Source organism: Mucilaginibacter sp. JRF (assembly GCF_015223065.1).
Taxonomy (GTDB): Bacteria; Bacteroidota; Bacteroidia; order Sphingobacteriales; family Sphingobacteriaceae; genus Mucilaginibacter.
On sequence record NZ_JADFBY010000008.1, the window covers coordinates 26,677 to 42,162 of the forward strand.

Below are 15,486 nucleotides of genomic sequence, written 5' to 3' on the forward strand. Positions count from 1 at the left end.
GACACAGTATGTTTGTTACAAATTATTAACCAAACATATAAGGTAAAAATTAAGAGAGGCGATCAAATACTGATCGCCTCTCTTAATTTTATATTCTCTGACTTATTGTACTTTAAAACGGTACACCGCACGGCCAAGTCGGCCATTGTTATCTGTTCCCTCAACTACTACTTTGTAGTTACCCGGACTATCAGCCGTGTAGAACTCAACAAATGTTTTGCCGGTGGCTTTATCAGTTTGTACACGAGGGTTCCAGTAAATAGTACTACGCAAATCGGCACCAAATGATTTATTGCCCGGTAAGTATTTAGGTGAATAGAAACTTTTAGCTACGTTATAGCCTTTGGGCGATAGCTTGGCTACACTTGGTTGCGGCAGCAGATCCTGTAATTCCTGTACTGATATTTTGGTTCCCTGTGGCGCCTTTTTAGTATAAATCGATAATACACCATTGGTTTGATAGGTACGGTTAACCAAACCCAGATCATCACGTAAAAAAACTTCGACAGATTCAATATCATCTCCCCTTATTCCACGCAGGTAATTTACATCAACCGGGCTACCCTGCGCAAATATCGACATAGGCACACGTTTACCCTGGTTATAATCGCGCGTAACATAAAATGATTGTGTTTGAGGATCGTAGGTTACACCCGGTGCCATGGTTTGCAAACAGGTTAGCACATCATTACAACCCTTTAATTGCTCACCCGAAATAACCCTTGCATCAATTGAACTTAAGCCCGATAAGGCCGAAAACTGCGTATGGTCGGTAAGTTTTGGTTTTGCCTTGGCTTTAATTACAACCTCCTGCAACGTGGTTGAACTGTTGATGAACTTTTTGCTGTTTTGCAGGTAAGCCGTCATCATTGTATCAATATTCAACACATCATCCGCATGCGATAAGCTTTTGCCCGAGTTAGGGTAAGTTATCGGGTCAACCATCACCATCAGATTTTTAGAGTTATAATTACTTTTAGCACTCACTACCACCTGCGATGAATCGGTAAATACCAGGTTACTGAATTTAAACCGCCCCTCAGCATCAGTTACTGTGCGGGTTGTATAAAACTTGCTCGGTATCTGCAAAGTTACCGAACCACCTTTTATAGGCATACCGGTATTGTTACGTAATGTACCTGTAATATCCATACCTTGCTCCGGCAGGAAAAATACTTGCGGCAACTTATTACCAATAACCTCTCTGTAAGTAAATCTGCGGTAACCTTGCGTAAGCATCAAGGCATCCAAATGCGAGTAAGCATTTTTGTTGGCTGGCCTGAAATAATAGTTAGGGTCCTCAATGTGTCCTTTAAGCTCCGATGTAAGCAACAAGCTACTCAATATGGTAGTTTCAGCATTCTCGTTACTTTTAACCTTGCCCTCGTCAATTACCGTTAATGATAGTTCACCTTCAGTAGGCAAGGCATTGTTTTTAGCCGACACATTAAGCCTTACTTTTGAACGATTATTATATGATGGCTTATCGCCGGCAACGCTAAGTGATAGCTGATCGTTATGTTTTACAAATACCAACCTTTCGCTAAGCGGCTGACCGTATGAGTTAAGTAGGGTTAACTGAATTACTCCTGTCGGAAATTTACTGGTTGGTATATACGCCGAATACGATGCTTTGGTAAGTGTTGTTTGAGCAGCATAACAAATTACCTGCCCTGCTTTGCCTATTATGTAGAACGCCTTGTTCTGATTCTTTTTTATGTAAGATGAATCGGCAGATATTACAACGAGCATTCTGCCGGTATCAACCGGATTTACATTTAAATTTACGCCACTCATTTGCGGGCGCGGCAGATCGTAGCTTTGGTGTGAGCCATCCGCCAATGTTACTTCAGCCTTATAACTTTTACCGGGTTGCGGGGTTAGGTTAAAAGCCCCCATGCCGGCATGCTGCGATTCACAAACCGCTACTGCTGTGCCCGAATTATCAGTTATACTGGCTTTAAAACCAATGCCCAAACCATTAGGCTGTACTGCTTTAATAGCAATTTTTGTTGCTACACCAGCCAACAGGTTACCACCTTCGGGAAAGAACTGTACATCCACCGCTCCGGCAATAGTACTTAACGATATGTTCTTTGTTTGCTCCTGACGGTCGGCACCTTCGTAGGTAATTTTGAGTTGAGCTTTCGTCAGGTCGGCATTTTTGGTGTTGGAGAAAGCCACATTCAGCTGGCCGTTCTTTTCAATATTACCTTTACCTTTTGCCAGTTCTTCATCGCCTGATGTTACTACCCAACTTATTTTTTTATCACCAAACGGCGCCCCGGTCTGATCGGTAAATGCAATGTTAGCCGTTATTTCGGGTATCTGGTTTTTTATCTCCCGTTTAAGATCAACCAGCGTATTTACCGGTTTTATGGCATTCCCTACCGATATGGTTTTATTAAAAAAGTAGTCGGCATCAAAATTGGCCATCCACTTTGTATAAGCCTTAATATGGTAGTTATCCTGTGCAAAAAGCTCTTTAGTAAGTGGTATCATGCCTGATGATGTACCATCCTTAACCGGCAATGTGAGCGATTGAACCAAACCATCGCTACTATTCAGCACATCTACATAAATAATTTTGCTGTATGGCGATGGCATATTAAGCGTATAAGTTAAATAAGCCTTGAACCAAACGGTATCGCCCACGGCATAATATGGTTTATCAAAATGCAGATATACCTTTTCAATAGGGTATGATTCGGCTACCTTGCCATACTTGCCTACCAGATCCTGCAAGCCAACGCTATCGCGCTGTGCAAATACAGGTATGTAAAAAATAATCAGAAAAAATAAAAGTAGATATCGCCTTGCTCTCATCAACGTTGAAGTTTAATCAAAGGCTAATATAGAAAACAAGCGTTAAAGCATCGGCCCAAAATGCTGTTTTAACATATTTTCACAATTACATGATCAAACTTATTTGCCCTGCTTACGTGTTTTTACAGGCTCAATATTAGTATGGCTCACCGCTATGGCCTTTGCTGCTATTACCTGTTTTTCGGCTTTTCCTTGTAAGGTTTTTGCCTCCGGGGTTGCTTTGGTTACCTTGCGTTTAACTGTGGTTTTTGCCGATGGTATTACAGTTTTGCTTGTTGAACGCTTTTTGGCAACGCTGTTTTTCGCTTCCTTTTTTTCCTGTTCCGGCGATGTTTTGCTTACCAGGTCACCTTGCGGGCCTGACAGAATATCGTCTATGGTATCTTTTACTTTTCCGAAAAATCCTTTTTCATCTTTCACCGGTCTTGCTGATCTCGAACTCATTGGTGTACTCCTTTCTTCATATTCATATAAATAATAAGCCAGTTATAATATTTAACAAATGTTTACGTGTAATGTTCAGGCCAATGGTTTAGCGAGTTATATAAAATGTTTATATAAATGCTAAAACCTGTTATATTTGAGGCATTACTATAATTATTTACCATGCCCTATAAAGAGCACGAAATAAGTAAAATGTACTATACCATGGGCGAAGTATCGGCCATGTTTGATGTTAATCAGTCGCTGCTGCGTTTTTACGAGAAGGAGTTTGATATACTCCAGCCAAAAAAAAACAAGAAGGGCAATCGCTATTTTACCCCGGAGGATATCGAGAATCTGAAGATCATTTTTCATCTGATACGCGATAAGGGCTACACCATAAACGGCGCCAAAGACCACATGAAAAACAATATGGGCGAAAGCAAGGATCAGCAAAGAGTATTGCACGCGCTCGAAAACCTGAAGAAGTTTTTGCTTGAGGTGCGCGATCAGTTGTAAGTACAGTTAGTCACCTAAACCCCTTCGCGCGCCCGTATGAAAGCAAGCCATAAGGATGCTTTTCCGTTTGTTTTATTGTTTATACCCTATGCGGCAGGCATATTTTGCCGGGTATACTATTCTAATTTTTTTGGTGGATGGCCTTTATGGCCGATATTGCTGTTGGCAGCAGTATTTACTTTATTCAATCTGCTGTACAAGCCACTTAAAGTCTTCAGGTATACCTGGTTTGGCGGGATTACAGCTTTAACGTTCCTTTTTGTAGCGGGTATATTGATAACGGGCAATTCTATCGAGATAGATAAGTTTGATCATTTCTCAAAAACCAAAGCAGAAAACTTATTGGTAAAGGTTATTACCGAGCCGGTAAATAAGAATGGCAATACACGTTTCACAGCTAAAATATCACAAGCCGTAAATAATAATAACTTACTGATAGTTAACGGAAAACTACAGATCAATTTAAGTGAACAAGCCGCTAAAAATATTAATTATGGCGATGTTTTACTTATGCCTGCAACGTACAAACCGGTAAGTCCTCCGCTCAACCCTGCTGAGTTTAATTACAGTAAATACCTGGCTCACAAAAACATATATCATCAGGCATATCTATCACCCGGGCAATTTTCTGTGGTTAAAACAAACACAGGTAATTCATTAATGGCTTACGCACAGCAATTACGGAAAAGGCTTGTCGACAAATTTAAACTCGTAATAACCGACCCGGATGCGGCAGCAGTGGCTTCAACATTGATATTGGGTTATAGCGCCGAATTGAGTAATGATGTTTTGCAAGCCTACTCAAAAACGGGAACTATACATGTTTTGTCGGTTTCGGGCGCACATGTTGGGCTTGTATATTTGGTATTAGTTTTTCTGCTTGCGCCGCTAAATAATGGAGCAAGGGGACGGATATTGGTTACGCTGATCGTTATTGCCTGTATTTGGTGTTACGCTTTGCTCACCGGCTTTTCGCCACCGGTTTGCAGGGCAGGCATTATGCTGTCGTTTATACTTTTGGGCAGATGCTTTGCACGGCGCATTAGCCAGCTAAATATTTTGGCGGTATCGGCATTTATCACTTTACTTATTGATCCACTATTAATAACCGATGTAGGCTTTCAGCTATCATACATTGCCGTGGGCGGATTGATCGTGTTACAACCCATCATCTACCAAAAGTTCAGTTTTAAAAACAAGTTTGCCGATAAGTTATGGCTGATCTGTTCTGCATCCGTAGCCGCACAATTGGTAACATTACCATTAAGCACTTACTATTTTCACCAAGTACCGGTTTATTTTTTGGTAAGCAATCTGGTAATACTGATTCCATCTGCTTTGATCATGTACGGTGGCATACTATATCTGTTTATCCCTAAAGGATGGCTGATAGCAAAATGGATAAGCTTATTGGTCGAAAAGCTGATATTGTTAACCAATGACACGCTATCTGTTATTGAGCATGCGCCATGGTCAGTTATAGATCGGGTTTGGTTAAGTTATCCTGAATTTATACTATCTGTATTGATAGTAATACTGGTTAGCTACTGTTTATTTAAACTTGGTAGAGCTGCATTATTGAGCTTGAGTTTTTTATTGATCGTATTTATCAGTTTCAGACTATGGAATAATTACCTGCTATCAAATACAAACGAGATGGTATTCTTTAGCTTACGAAGTAACTCAGCCATTGCTTTACGTACCGCAAAACATGTAAAACTAATTACCGATGTTGATTCAAACAGTAAAACTTACAACTATTCTATTAAACCTTACATGGATAGCTGCGGGATAGATGAGGTTGACATGACAAGTTTCGAATCATTAAAAGCTAATAAAAACAAATCGATCAGTTTCAACGGCAAGCAAATTCTGGTTGTTGATGCCAGGGATAGCATACCAACTAATAATGCATCTGAGTATATCTACTTGAGGGGAAAAGTCAGCCTAAATGATATCCACCTCACTAAACACCAAACAATTATAATTGCCGGTAAAAGCAATAGTAAATACAAGCAAAATATAGCTGAAGCTTTAAAGCCAGTACATATAAAATATATGGTATCGGGCAGTAACAAAGCGTTGATAATACCATCTAACCAATGAATTAATATTTTAACTTAATTGCATACTTTGCAATTAAAACTTAACTTGTGCTAACTAAAAACGACCCAATGAACATTAAATTTCTAAGATCAGCGTTGCTTGTTACTCTATCTGCCACCGCGTTAGGTGCCAGCGCTCAAAAAAGCTACACCGAAGGTTTTGCTCTATACTCTGTACAGGCTCCGGGTGGTTCTGTTGATACCAAAAGTTACTTTAAAGGCGATAGCAGCCTTACATCAATGCAGCAAGGTCCTGCTGAAATAAAAATAATTACTGCCAAAAACGGCGACTATTTAGCTGTTTTAGTTGATGTGCCTGTGGCTAACTTAAAAAAGGCAGCTATTGCTACCCCTGCCGAACTTGAGGAGGGCAAAGCTCAGGAGCCTAAATTCACCTTTACTCCGGGTACCGAAACTAAAGTGATCAGCGGGTTTAACTGCAAAAAAGTAACCGTAAAAGATTCAAAAAGCGGCAGCAGCTACGAGGCTTGGGTAACTAACGATATCAAGATCCCTTCAACTTCATTCAGCCATACCTTTAAAGATATTGGCGGCGTACCGGTACAATTTACAGCTTTACAGCAAGGCCAATCAGTAAACGTAACCTTAAAAAGCGTTACTGATCAAAAAGTGCCTGCCGGTTTCTTCGGCATACCTGGTGATTTTGATAAGATCACTCTTACCGACTTAAAATCATTAGGTGGCGGCGGCAATTAATTTTCAGCCCGTCATTATATTATAACATTTAATTAAAGGCTTCTTAACATTCAGGCAAATAAGTATTTTTGCCGCCTGATGTTGAGAAGCCTATTTAGTTTCACCCGATTTATATTTTTCTGGCTTGTATTCTCGGTAATAACCCGGGCTACTTTTGAGCTTTATTTTACTGATAAGCTGCAAAAAGCCTCGTTCGGCGAGATATTCCAGACCTTCTTCTACGGCGTTCGTATTGACGCATCTGCCGCGGGTTATATCGCTGTGCTCCCGCTTCTGGTATTCATCATTGGCTGGTTTATACCGGGGCTTAACATAAAGGGATTATGGCTGCGAGTATATGTTTATTTCTGCATCTTCATCATATCACTTGTTTCCATACTTAACCTTAATATATTTCGTGAATGGGGTAGCAAGATCAGCTATAGGGTATTTGATACCTTGTACCATTCACCATCAGAAGCTATGGCTTCAACCGGCTCCTCACCTATTGGCTTGAGTTTATTTATAGGCGCTCTTTTGTTAGCTGCCGGTATCATAATATCCAATTATATTGTTGATTACAACTTTAAAAAGCCCGAGCTTAAATGGTATATAAAACCATTTGTAATTGCTCTGTTAGCCGGGTTGAATCTACTGCTTATTCGTGGTGGTGTACAGCTATCGCCCATGAACCAGAGCATGGCCTACTTTAGCGATAAACAGATACTGAACCAAAGCGCGCTAAATACTGAATGGAATCTGCTACATAACACGGTCGAGAATTTTAAAACGCCTTACAATCCCTACCTGTACATGTCCGCGCACGAGGCCGAGAGCGTAGTTGACAGCATGTACTCGGTTAAAAAAGATACTACAGTAAAAATATTGACCACTACCAAGCCCAATATTGTTGTTATACAGATAGAAAGCTTTACGGCCGACCTGATAGAATCATTAGGTGGTGAAAAGGGTGATGCCCCTAACTTTGAGGATTTTATTAAACACGGTTTATTATTTGATAGCGTTTATGCTACCAGCGATCGTACTGATAAAGGTATTGTGGGAATATTAAGCGCTTTCCCGTCGCAGGCCATACGTACTGTAATAGTTGATAACGTTAAGCAGGAACGCCTGCCATCGTTAACTAAAGTTTTTTATAAGCAGCACTATGCAACATCGTACATGTATGGTGGCGAAAGCGAATTCATGAATTTTAAGGCTTATATGCTTAGCCATAAAACTAATGAGGTGATTGATAAAAAGAATTTCGATGCTGCCGACATGAACTCGAAATGGGGAGCGCATGATGATGTGGTGATGAAAAAGCACATTAAGTTTTTAAACGAGGAGGAACAGCCTTTTTTCAGTTACCTGCAAACGCTAAGTAACCACGAACCATTTGACCTGCCGGTGCCTTCGCACTTTCCGGGCGAGGATCTGATCAACAAGTTCAGGAGCACCGCTTATTATACGGATGCCAGTCTGAAAGAATATCTCGATCTGGCAAAAAAAGAGGATTGGTATAAAAATACCCTGTTTATTTTAGTGGCCGATCATGGGCATAGGTTACCACTGAATAATGCCGATCCGTTCGAGCCGCAAAAATATCATATCCCATTACTATTTTTTGGCGATGTGGTTAAACCCGAATATCGCGGCAAGCGCATACATAAATTGGGCAGCCAAACGGATATTGCCGCTACATTACTGGCTCAGTTAAATATACCTAACGAGCAATTTAAATGGTCAAAAAACCTTTTGAATCCTCACAGTAAGGAGTTCGCGTTTTTTGATTGGGATAATGGTTTCGGATTTATGGTGCCCGGGCAGGTAGTATCGTACGATAATGCAGGCAAACGAATTATATACAATGCCCCGCCAAGCCAATCAAAAAATCAAACCGAAGAATTATTACAATACGGCAAAGCCTTTATGCAACAGGTATTCGCTGAATACATGAAGCTATAAAGGCTTTGTGAAATGTATATTAGAATATCTTAAGCTGCTAATTCTGCCGACAGCGCATTCACCCATTCTTTAAACAGGCGGGTTTCTATTTCAACGGCCTTATCAGCATATATCTGCCAATCAGGCGAGAATTGGTGCAACTGGTTGATCATTTCTTCCAGATGGCCTTCTTCTTCCAATATGATCGATTTTACATTTACCTTGCTGCCAGCGTTATCAAGCGCTTGTTGGTAGATGGGATAAAGTTTATCGGCACGCACCTCAATAGCATAAGTAACCAGCAGATAGGCTGCAAAACGCAATTCAGCACCCGATAGGTTCAATACCTTTTTCAAATAACGGCTCACCTCAACATCAAGAACGTTCAAATAATATTTGCTGCTTGCCGGGGCTACCAGGTATTCGTTAGCATAGGTTGGGCACTGCCCCTCGCCTGTTTTTTCTATTTGTTTCTTGAGGTAAAAAGCATGACGATGCTCCTCGGCGGCGTGTTTTAATATGATGTATGTTACGGTAACAGGATCTTCACTGGCCGATATTTTACGCGCGCCTGTATTCTCCATAAGCGATAGTGTATTCAACCATTTAGCATGCAGCTTATCGTCGGCAACAATTTTAGGTAGTAGTGTGGTTAATTCCATATATCAAAAGTATAATAGGTCGATGTTAAAATTCGTGGTAAATATAATTGTGCAAATTATTGCTTGTGCAATATTGTGGTAAAATGTATGGGTGATGCATATCACTTTCCGGCATATATCTGCTTTAAAAGCTCCACCACGCGCTGATCCGTAGGGAAGGTAACATCATCAGGTTTCAGCGTATCAATATCAGCCCAGCGGAAAGCCTGCAATATATCCGCAGTGCCATCGCCGTCAAAATCAAAAGCTTTGGTTTTGATGGTCAGCTGCATTGGCTGCGTGTTTTTTACCAGGTAATAAACGCTCATTATCTGGCTATCATTAAATGCCGATTTAATGAAGAAATCGGTAGTATAAAAATGGCTCAACACGTCGATCTCCATGGCGCATTCCTCCATAAACTCACGCTTAAGCCCATCAATCAGCCCCTCGCCATACTCAAGTCCTCCACCCGGAAATTTGATGAATTGCATGCCGTATTCGCGCTCATCACTTAACAGCACCTGGTTATCGTTATTAATTAATAACCCGTAAACACGTACGTTAATGTATGTCATTCAAAATGTTTTTTATTACGCATTACTTTATCTAAGGTCCACTCTATCTTTACCCGTTTAGGTTCTGACCGTATAGGGCAATTGGGCATGCTGCAATAGTGGCAACACTCGGGCAGGCATGGATCAGAGTGAATAAACAGCTCCGTTTTAACACCGGCCTGCTTATTTATTATCTTATCAACCAACGATACTTCCTCGTGCACCTTATTCAGATCGAAATAATTAGGCAGCGTTAAATGGCAATCAATATGCAGTTCGCTGCCATATTTTTGGGCACGCAGGTTATGTATATCAATCCATTCATCCTTACGTTGGTCATTCAATACTTTTAGTATATCGGTAACAACATCAAAGTCGGTTTCATCCATCAATCCGGCAATTGAACGGCGAACGAGTTTATACCCCGAAAACAATATGTATAAGCCCGCCAAAATGGATAAAGCGCTATCGAGCCAAATTATACCCGTAAAATAGATAATAAGTAAGCCGATAATTAAAGCTCCACTGGTAACGGTGTCGGTCAGTAAATGCTTACCGTCCGCCTCTAACGTAATTGACCGTAAAGCTTTGCCTCTTTCAATGAGATAATAACCTAAACCACCATTTACTAAACCTGTAACGGCTATAATAACACCACCTGTAAGCAGATCGTGCACCGGCTCGGGGTTTAACAAACCATAGGTTGATTTTACAATGATGATGCCGCCAGCAATTACGATCAGGCCTCCTTCTAAAAAAACAGAAAAGTACTCAACCTTGCCATGGCCGTAAGGATGGTTCTCGTCGCGCGGTAATGCGGATAGGTAAATACTGAAGAAAGCGAACGAGCTGGCAACCACGTTCACAATGCTTTCGGCAGCATCAGTTAATATAAAATTTGATGAGGTGATAAAGTAAGCGCTGAACTTAGCCAACATCAGCACTACGCCCGTTATCAATGAGATGAGGATTATCCTTTTTTGCTCGCCCAAAATAAATTCTGTTAGCATGCAAATTTAATGAATAACAAGCGTAATCAGCAGTAAACTTATTTTCTATATTTGCCGCGTTAACATAAACAATATGACTACATTAAGTAACAGGATACAGAACCTGTCAGAATCAGCAACCATTAAAATGGCCAAACTGGGCCGTGAATTAGCTGCCAAAGGTGTTGATGTGATCAACCTTAGCTTTGGCGAGCCTGACTTTCATACACCTGAATATATAAAGGATGCCGCCAAGAAGGCGATGGATGATAACTTTACTTATTATACGCCGGTATCAGGTTACCCTGACCTGCGTAAAGCTATCGCTGCCAAGTTGAAAAACGAGAACGGCCTGGATTATGACATGAGCCAGATCGTGGTATCAACCGGCGCTAAGCAAGCTATTGCCAACGCGGTACTTTGTTTGGTTAACCCGGGCGAAGAAGTGATCATCCCTACTCCTTACTGGGTATCATACTCTGAAGTAGTAAAACTTGCCGAAGGTAAAAGTGTATTTATTGAAGCCACTGCCGAGCAGAACTTTAAAATTACCGCCGAGCAATTAGAGGCTGCCATTACTCCTAACAGTAAGCTTTTCATGTTCTCATCGCCATGTAACCCTACCGGTAGCGTTTACAGCAAGGATGAACTGGCATCATTAGTAAAAGTATTTGAGAAACATCCACACGTTTACATCCTGTCAGACGAGATATACGAACACATTAACTTTGTTGGTGGCCACGAATCAATCGCGCAGTTTGAGAGCATCAAAGATCGTGTGGTGATCATCAATGGTTTCTCAAAATCATACGCCATGACGGGCTGGCGCATAGGCTACACCGCATCAAGTAAAGAACTTGCGGCAGCTTGCGATAAAATACAAGGACAGATCACTTCAGGCACTTGCTCTATCACCCAGCGTGCCGGTACTGCCGCTTACGAGGGTGGTTTAGAAAGCGTACACCAAATGCGCGATGAGTTCCAAAAACGTCGTGATATTGTGTACAACCTGCTGAAAAATATTGACGGCATCAAGGTTAACCTGCCTGAAGGCGCGTTCTACTTCTTCCCTGATGTTACTTCATTTTTTGGCAAAAGCTACAATGGAAAAACCATTAATGATGCTGATGAACTGAGCATCTACATTTTAGAAGAAGCTAATGTATCAACCGTAGGTGGCGATTCATTTGGCGATAAGAGGTCTATCCGCATGTCATACGCCGCGGCTGAAGACAAATTGGTAGAAGCTTTAAGACGCATTAAAGAAGCTCTTGGTAAACTACAATAAGCAAATAAAATAGCTCAACAAAAAAGCTCCGGTATTACATATCGGAGCTTTTTTGTTATGCTAAATTTGAGAACATTTACAAGTTTACGCCTCTTTGCCTTACTGCCTCATAAATTATTATACCGGCTGATACACTTACGTTAAGTGATTCAATCTCGCCATACATAGGTATTTTAGCCAGGTGATCAGCAATGCGGATGATCTCGTTACGAATACCATCCTCCTCAGATCCCATTATGATAGCTGTAGGCGCTGTATAGTCGGGCTTGTATAAATACTCATTGGTTTTTTCGGTACAGCAAACCAGTTGCAGGCCCGATTCTTGGATGAATCTTACGGTTTGTAATAGATTTTGCTGGCGACAAACCGGTATCTTGTATAATGCCCCGGCCGAAGTTTTAATAGCATCGGGATTGATTTGCGCCGAACCTTTGGCCGGTACTACTATGGCATGTACGCCCGCGCACTCGGCAGTACGGGCAATAGCGCCCATGTTACGTACATCGGTAATACTATCAAGCACCAGTATCAGCGGCACCTCTCCTTTCTCAAATATTTCGGGGATGATATCCTCAATTTTTTGATATACTATGGGCGATATAAAAGCCACCGCTCCCTGGTGGTTTTTGGGCGTTAGGCGGTTAAGTTTCTCTACCGGTACTTGCTGGGCTGTAAGCTGATATTCGCCGAGTAGCGTTTTTAGTTCGCTCATTAAACCGCCGCTAATTCCACGCTGAATATATAACGATTCTATCTCCTTACCCGAACGGATCGCCTCAATAACGGCACGTATGCCAAACACCATCTGGTTACTTTCTCGAACAGGTTTTGAATTGAATGCCATTGCAAAAATTTAAGGGTCAAAAATAGCTATATTAATTTGATTATGCACTTATTGAACCGATGTGGCGTTTGAGTACAGCCTCAGCAAGTTAACAATGCCAAATAGTTATCAACACATCTGATTTACAACAACATAAATAAGTAACTAACACGTTATTAACATATGATGTTGATTATAATTACTTGCTAAACCATTTTTTTTCAACGTATTGTTTTGCAATTTTCAGCATAATGTTAGCTAATCCGATATTTATTTGTATATTTTTGTAGGCTATGATCCCCGATAACGAAAATCAGTATAATAAGCCGAACACTAACGAACGCCGAAACCGATTCACTGCCGGAAACAACTTTAGCGGCCTTGGTAAATTGCCTCCGCAAGCACTTGATCTTGAGGAAGCTGTACTGGGTGCGCTTATGCTCGAAAAGGATGCGCTATCATCAGTAATTGATATCCTGAAACCGGATGTTTTTTACAAGGACAGTCACCAAAAAATATTCCAGGCTATACGTATCCTGTTCGAAAAAACATCTCCTGTAGATATACTAACCGTTACCGCGCACCTGCGTGCACAGGGCGAACTGGAGATGATTGGCGGTGCTTATTACATTACTGAGCTTACTAATCGTGTGGCATCGGCGGCCAATATCGAGTATCACGCCCGTATTATTATCCAAAAATTCATTCAGCGTGAGCTGATCCGTATATCAACCGATGTGATCAACAGCGCTTATGAAGATACTACCGACGTACTGGATCTGTTAGATAAGGCCGAGAAAAACCTTTTCGATATAGCCCAAAACAACCTTCGCCGCGACTCGCGCAAAATGGACGACCTGATGCACGAGGCGCTACGTGATATCGAAGCCTTGAAAGATAAAACCGATGGCCTTACCGGTGTAGCATCAGGCTTTACAGATCTTGACCGCATGACCTCGGGCTGGCAAAAATCCGACCTGGTTATCATCGCTGCTCGTCCGGCGATGGGTAAAACGGCCTTCGTACTAAGTTGCGCGCGTAATGCCGCTGTAGATTTTGATAAACCAGTAGCTGTGTTTTCGTTAGAGATGTCGTCGGTTCAGTTGGTTAATCGTTTGATATCCGGCGAGGCGCAAATTGAACAGGAAAAGATACGTAAAGGTAACCTTGAACCCTGGGAATGGGAGCAGATACACAGTAAGGTACGCAAGCTTGAGCAAGCAACCCTGATAATTGATGACACCCCTGCCCTGAATATATTTGAATTCCGTGCTAAGTGCCGTCGTTTAAAGGCTCAGCACGATATCCAGCTGATAATCATTGACTACTTGCAGCTGATGCACGGTAAAAATGATGGCAAGGGTGGTAACCGTGAGCAGGAGATCGGTAGTATATCGCGTGCGCTAAAATCGGTAGCTAAGGAATTGAACGTGCCGGTTATCGCACTGTCGCAGTTAAGCCGCGCGGTTGAGAGCAGGCCGGGTGGATCAAAAAGACCAATGCTATCCGATTTGCGTGAATCCGGCTCTATTGAGCAGGATGCGGATATGGTATTATTCCTTTACCGCCCTGAATATTACGGCCTTGATGTGGATGAGGACAACAACCCAACTCAAGGTGTAGGCGAGGTTATTATAGCCAAGCACCGTAACGGTGAAACCGGCCGTGTACGCCTTAAATTTGTTGGTAAATACGTTAAGTTCGATAACCTTGAGGATGATAACAGCTTTGGCGCAGGCGCTAATAACGCATTTGCCGGCTTAGCCCCATCGCAAGGTTTTGATAACCCGAATGCCAGCAATTTCATCATCCGCCCTTCACGTATGGATGATATGGATGATGAGGCTCCATTTTAAGCTAAAAGTATTATCAGATATGAAAAGCGATAGGCAACTGTCGCTTTTCTTGTTTTATATCTTCTCTGTTAAATGTTTCCAATAACGTTTTGGGATGTGCCTGATGTGAAGCTTAGTATTTTTGCGGGAGGCGATATTCACACTTTTAAAGTAATTCTTCCATAGGTGCTGATACGCGTCTTCATCATCGGTAAATGAGCTGATCACATTTGCCGCCCCCTGCCCTTCGCTAAAATCCATCTCCATAAATTCAACCTGGTGCAGATCGTAATAAATACCATACTTTCTTTTCAGATCGTAGATCATCCAGCGTTGATCGGCATAGCGGTTCTTAAAATGACGGATCAGCATGGGCAACACATTAAAATCAGGCTCGATCACCGAATAAAATAAACCATCCTGCAATTTTTGGAAGCGTATAAAGGCTTCCATCCGATGCTTTTCGCGGCGCATCATTTTTACTATCTCTGATACGCGCATTACGTAACGATTCCCGTAATCTTCCTCAATATTTTGCTGCGCATCAAACACATAGCGTATATAACCTAACGCCGCCGAATCAGCATCATCAATACCCGATAAATGCGCCACATATAAACGCTGCATACCACTTGGAGATAGTTTTTTTTGCAAGCCCTTTAATACACGGCCATAGCGAGATTCATCGGTAACAATTTGCATTACGTTATCAAATAACGCGATGCTGCGCCACTCACCTTTTACCAGCTTTACATACTCTAACCGATGTTCGTATACCTCGAACACCGCGGTTAGCAAACCTTCAAACGAGCCATCATATACAAGCGTGGTTGTCAT

Annotated in this window: 13 protein-coding genes; 6 read left to right on the forward strand and 7 right to left on the reverse strand. The window is 41.7% G+C overall.

What is annotated here, in order from left to right:
- Positions 1-102 precede the first annotated feature (102 nt).
- Both IM792_RS16955 and IM792_RS16960 read right to left on the reverse strand, forming a co-directional pair.
- Entirely contained in the window at positions 103-2,826 is a 2,724-nt protein-coding gene (locus IM792_RS16955; RefSeq protein WP_194103092.1) for a carboxypeptidase-like regulatory domain-containing protein, read from the reverse strand.
- Between the two features lie 99 nt (positions 2,827-2,925).
- Positions 2,926-3,270, reverse strand: coding sequence for a hypothetical protein (locus IM792_RS16960; RefSeq protein WP_194103093.1), 345 nt, complete (start codon positions 3,268-3,270; stop codon positions 2,926-2,928).
- A gap of 162 nt (positions 3,271-3,432) precedes the next feature.
- On the opposite strand from IM792_RS16960, the gene IM792_RS16965 reads away from it, so the two are divergent.
- The 4 genes from IM792_RS16965 to IM792_RS16980 all read left to right on the forward strand — a co-directional run bounded on the left by IM792_RS16965 (position 3,433) and on the right by IM792_RS16980 (position 8,537).
- Positions 3,433-3,768, forward strand: coding sequence for a MerR family transcriptional regulator (locus IM792_RS16965; protein ID WP_194103094.1), 336 nt, complete (start codon positions 3,433-3,435; stop codon positions 3,766-3,768).
- Between the two features lie 36 nt (positions 3,769-3,804).
- Positions 3,805-5,874 (forward strand): ComEC/Rec2 family competence protein, encoded by a 2,070-nt coding sequence (locus IM792_RS16970; protein WP_194103095.1) that lies wholly within the window; start codon positions 3,805-3,807, stop codon positions 5,872-5,874.
- Positions 5,875-5,942: 68 nt separating this feature from the next.
- Entirely contained in the window at positions 5,943-6,590 is a 648-nt protein-coding gene (locus IM792_RS16975; protein WP_194103096.1) for a DUF4412 domain-containing protein, read from the forward strand.
- Positions 6,591-6,668: 78 nt separating this feature from the next.
- On the forward strand, positions 6,669-8,537 hold the full coding sequence (locus IM792_RS16980; protein WP_194103097.1) for an alkaline phosphatase family protein: 1,869 nt from the start codon (positions 6,669-6,671) through the stop codon (positions 8,535-8,537).
- Between the two features lie 29 nt (positions 8,538-8,566).
- Here the strand turns inward: IM792_RS16980 and IM792_RS16985 are convergent, their stop codons facing one another.
- The 3 genes from IM792_RS16985 to IM792_RS16995 all read right to left on the reverse strand — a co-directional run bounded on the left by IM792_RS16985 (position 8,567) and on the right by IM792_RS16995 (position 10,724).
- Positions 8,567-9,178 (reverse strand): hypothetical protein, encoded by a 612-nt coding sequence (locus IM792_RS16985; protein WP_194103098.1) that lies wholly within the window; start codon positions 9,176-9,178, stop codon positions 8,567-8,569.
- 101 nt (positions 9,179-9,279) lie between these two features.
- Positions 9,280-9,735, reverse strand: a complete 456-nt coding sequence (locus IM792_RS16990; RefSeq protein ID WP_194103099.1) for an NUDIX domain-containing protein — start codon at positions 9,733-9,735, stop codon at positions 9,280-9,282.
- Entirely contained in the window at positions 9,732-10,724 is a 993-nt protein-coding gene (locus IM792_RS16995) for a cation diffusion facilitator family transporter (RefSeq protein WP_194103100.1), read from the reverse strand. The genes IM792_RS16990 and IM792_RS16995 overlap by 4 nt, the downstream gene beginning before the upstream one ends.
- 73 nt (positions 10,725-10,797) lie before the next feature.
- Here IM792_RS16995 and IM792_RS17000 point away from each other — a divergent pair, with 73 nt between their 5' ends.
- The gene (locus IM792_RS17000; protein WP_194103101.1) at positions 10,798-11,991 is read left to right on the forward strand and encodes a pyridoxal phosphate-dependent aminotransferase; all 1,194 of its coding nucleotides are present in this window, start codon (positions 10,798-10,800) and stop codon (positions 11,989-11,991) included.
- A gap of 76 nt (positions 11,992-12,067) precedes the next feature.
- Here the strand turns inward: IM792_RS17000 and rlmB are convergent, their stop codons facing one another.
- Positions 12,068-12,835, reverse strand: a complete 768-nt coding sequence (gene rlmB, locus IM792_RS17005; RefSeq protein ID WP_194103102.1) for a 23S rRNA (guanosine(2251)-2'-O)-methyltransferase RlmB — start codon at positions 12,833-12,835, stop codon at positions 12,068-12,070.
- A 272-nt stretch (positions 12,836-13,107) separates the two neighbouring features.
- Here rlmB and dnaB point away from each other — a divergent pair, with 272 nt between their 5' ends.
- A complete protein-coding gene (gene dnaB / locus IM792_RS17010) occupies positions 13,108-14,670 on the forward strand; it encodes a replicative DNA helicase (protein WP_194103103.1) in 1,563 nt (520 codons plus the stop codon).
- A 54-nt stretch (positions 14,671-14,724) separates the two neighbouring features.
- On the opposite strand, the gene IM792_RS17015 is transcribed toward dnaB, so the two are convergent.
- Complete coding sequence (locus IM792_RS17015) at positions 14,725-15,486, reverse strand: TIGR03915 family putative DNA repair protein (protein ID WP_194103104.1); 762 nt, start codon at positions 15,484-15,486, stop codon at positions 14,725-14,727.

Excerpts from the sequence above, each read along its gene's own strand:
- IM792_RS17000 (WP_194103101.1), top strand. The coding sequence starts at position 10,798 with ATGACTACATTAAGTAACAGGATACAGAACCTGTCAGAATCAGCAACC.
- IM792_RS16970 (WP_194103095.1), top strand. The coding sequence starts at position 3,805 with ATGAAAGCAAGCCATAAGGATGCTTTTCCGTTTGTTTTATTGTTTATA.
- IM792_RS16990 (WP_194103099.1), bottom strand. The coding sequence starts at position 9,735 with ATGACATACATTAACGTACGTGTTTACGGGTTATTAATTAATAACGAT.
- dnaB (WP_194103103.1), top strand. The coding sequence starts at position 13,108 with ATGATCCCCGATAACGAAAATCAGTATAATAAGCCGAACACTAACGAA.
- IM792_RS16965 (WP_194103094.1), top strand. The coding sequence starts at position 3,433 with ATGCCCTATAAAGAGCACGAAATAAGTAAAATGTACTATACCATGGGC.
- IM792_RS16955 (WP_194103092.1), bottom strand. The coding sequence starts at position 2,826 with ATGAGAGCAAGGCGATATCTACTTTTATTTTTTCTGATTATTTTTTAC.
- rlmB (WP_194103102.1), bottom strand. The coding sequence starts at position 12,835 with ATGGCATTCAATTCAAAACCTGTTCGAGAAAGTAACCAGATGGTGTTT.
- IM792_RS16975 (WP_194103096.1), top strand. The coding sequence starts at position 5,943 with ATGAACATTAAATTTCTAAGATCAGCGTTGCTTGTTACTCTATCTGCC.
- IM792_RS16980 (WP_194103097.1), top strand. The coding sequence starts at position 6,669 with ATGTTGAGAAGCCTATTTAGTTTCACCCGATTTATATTTTTCTGGCTT.
- IM792_RS16995 (WP_194103100.1), bottom strand. The coding sequence starts at position 10,724 with ATGCTAACAGAATTTATTTTGGGCGAGCAAAAAAGGATAATCCTCATC.
- IM792_RS16960 (WP_194103093.1), bottom strand. The coding sequence starts at position 3,270 with ATGAGTTCGAGATCAGCAAGACCGGTGAAAGATGAAAAAGGATTTTTC.
- IM792_RS17015 (WP_194103104.1), bottom strand. The coding sequence starts at position 15,486 with ATGACAACCACGCTTGTATATGATGGCTCGTTTGAAGGTTTGCTAACC.
- IM792_RS16985 (WP_194103098.1), bottom strand. The coding sequence starts at position 9,178 with ATGGAATTAACCACACTACTACCTAAAATTGTTGCCGACGATAAGCTG.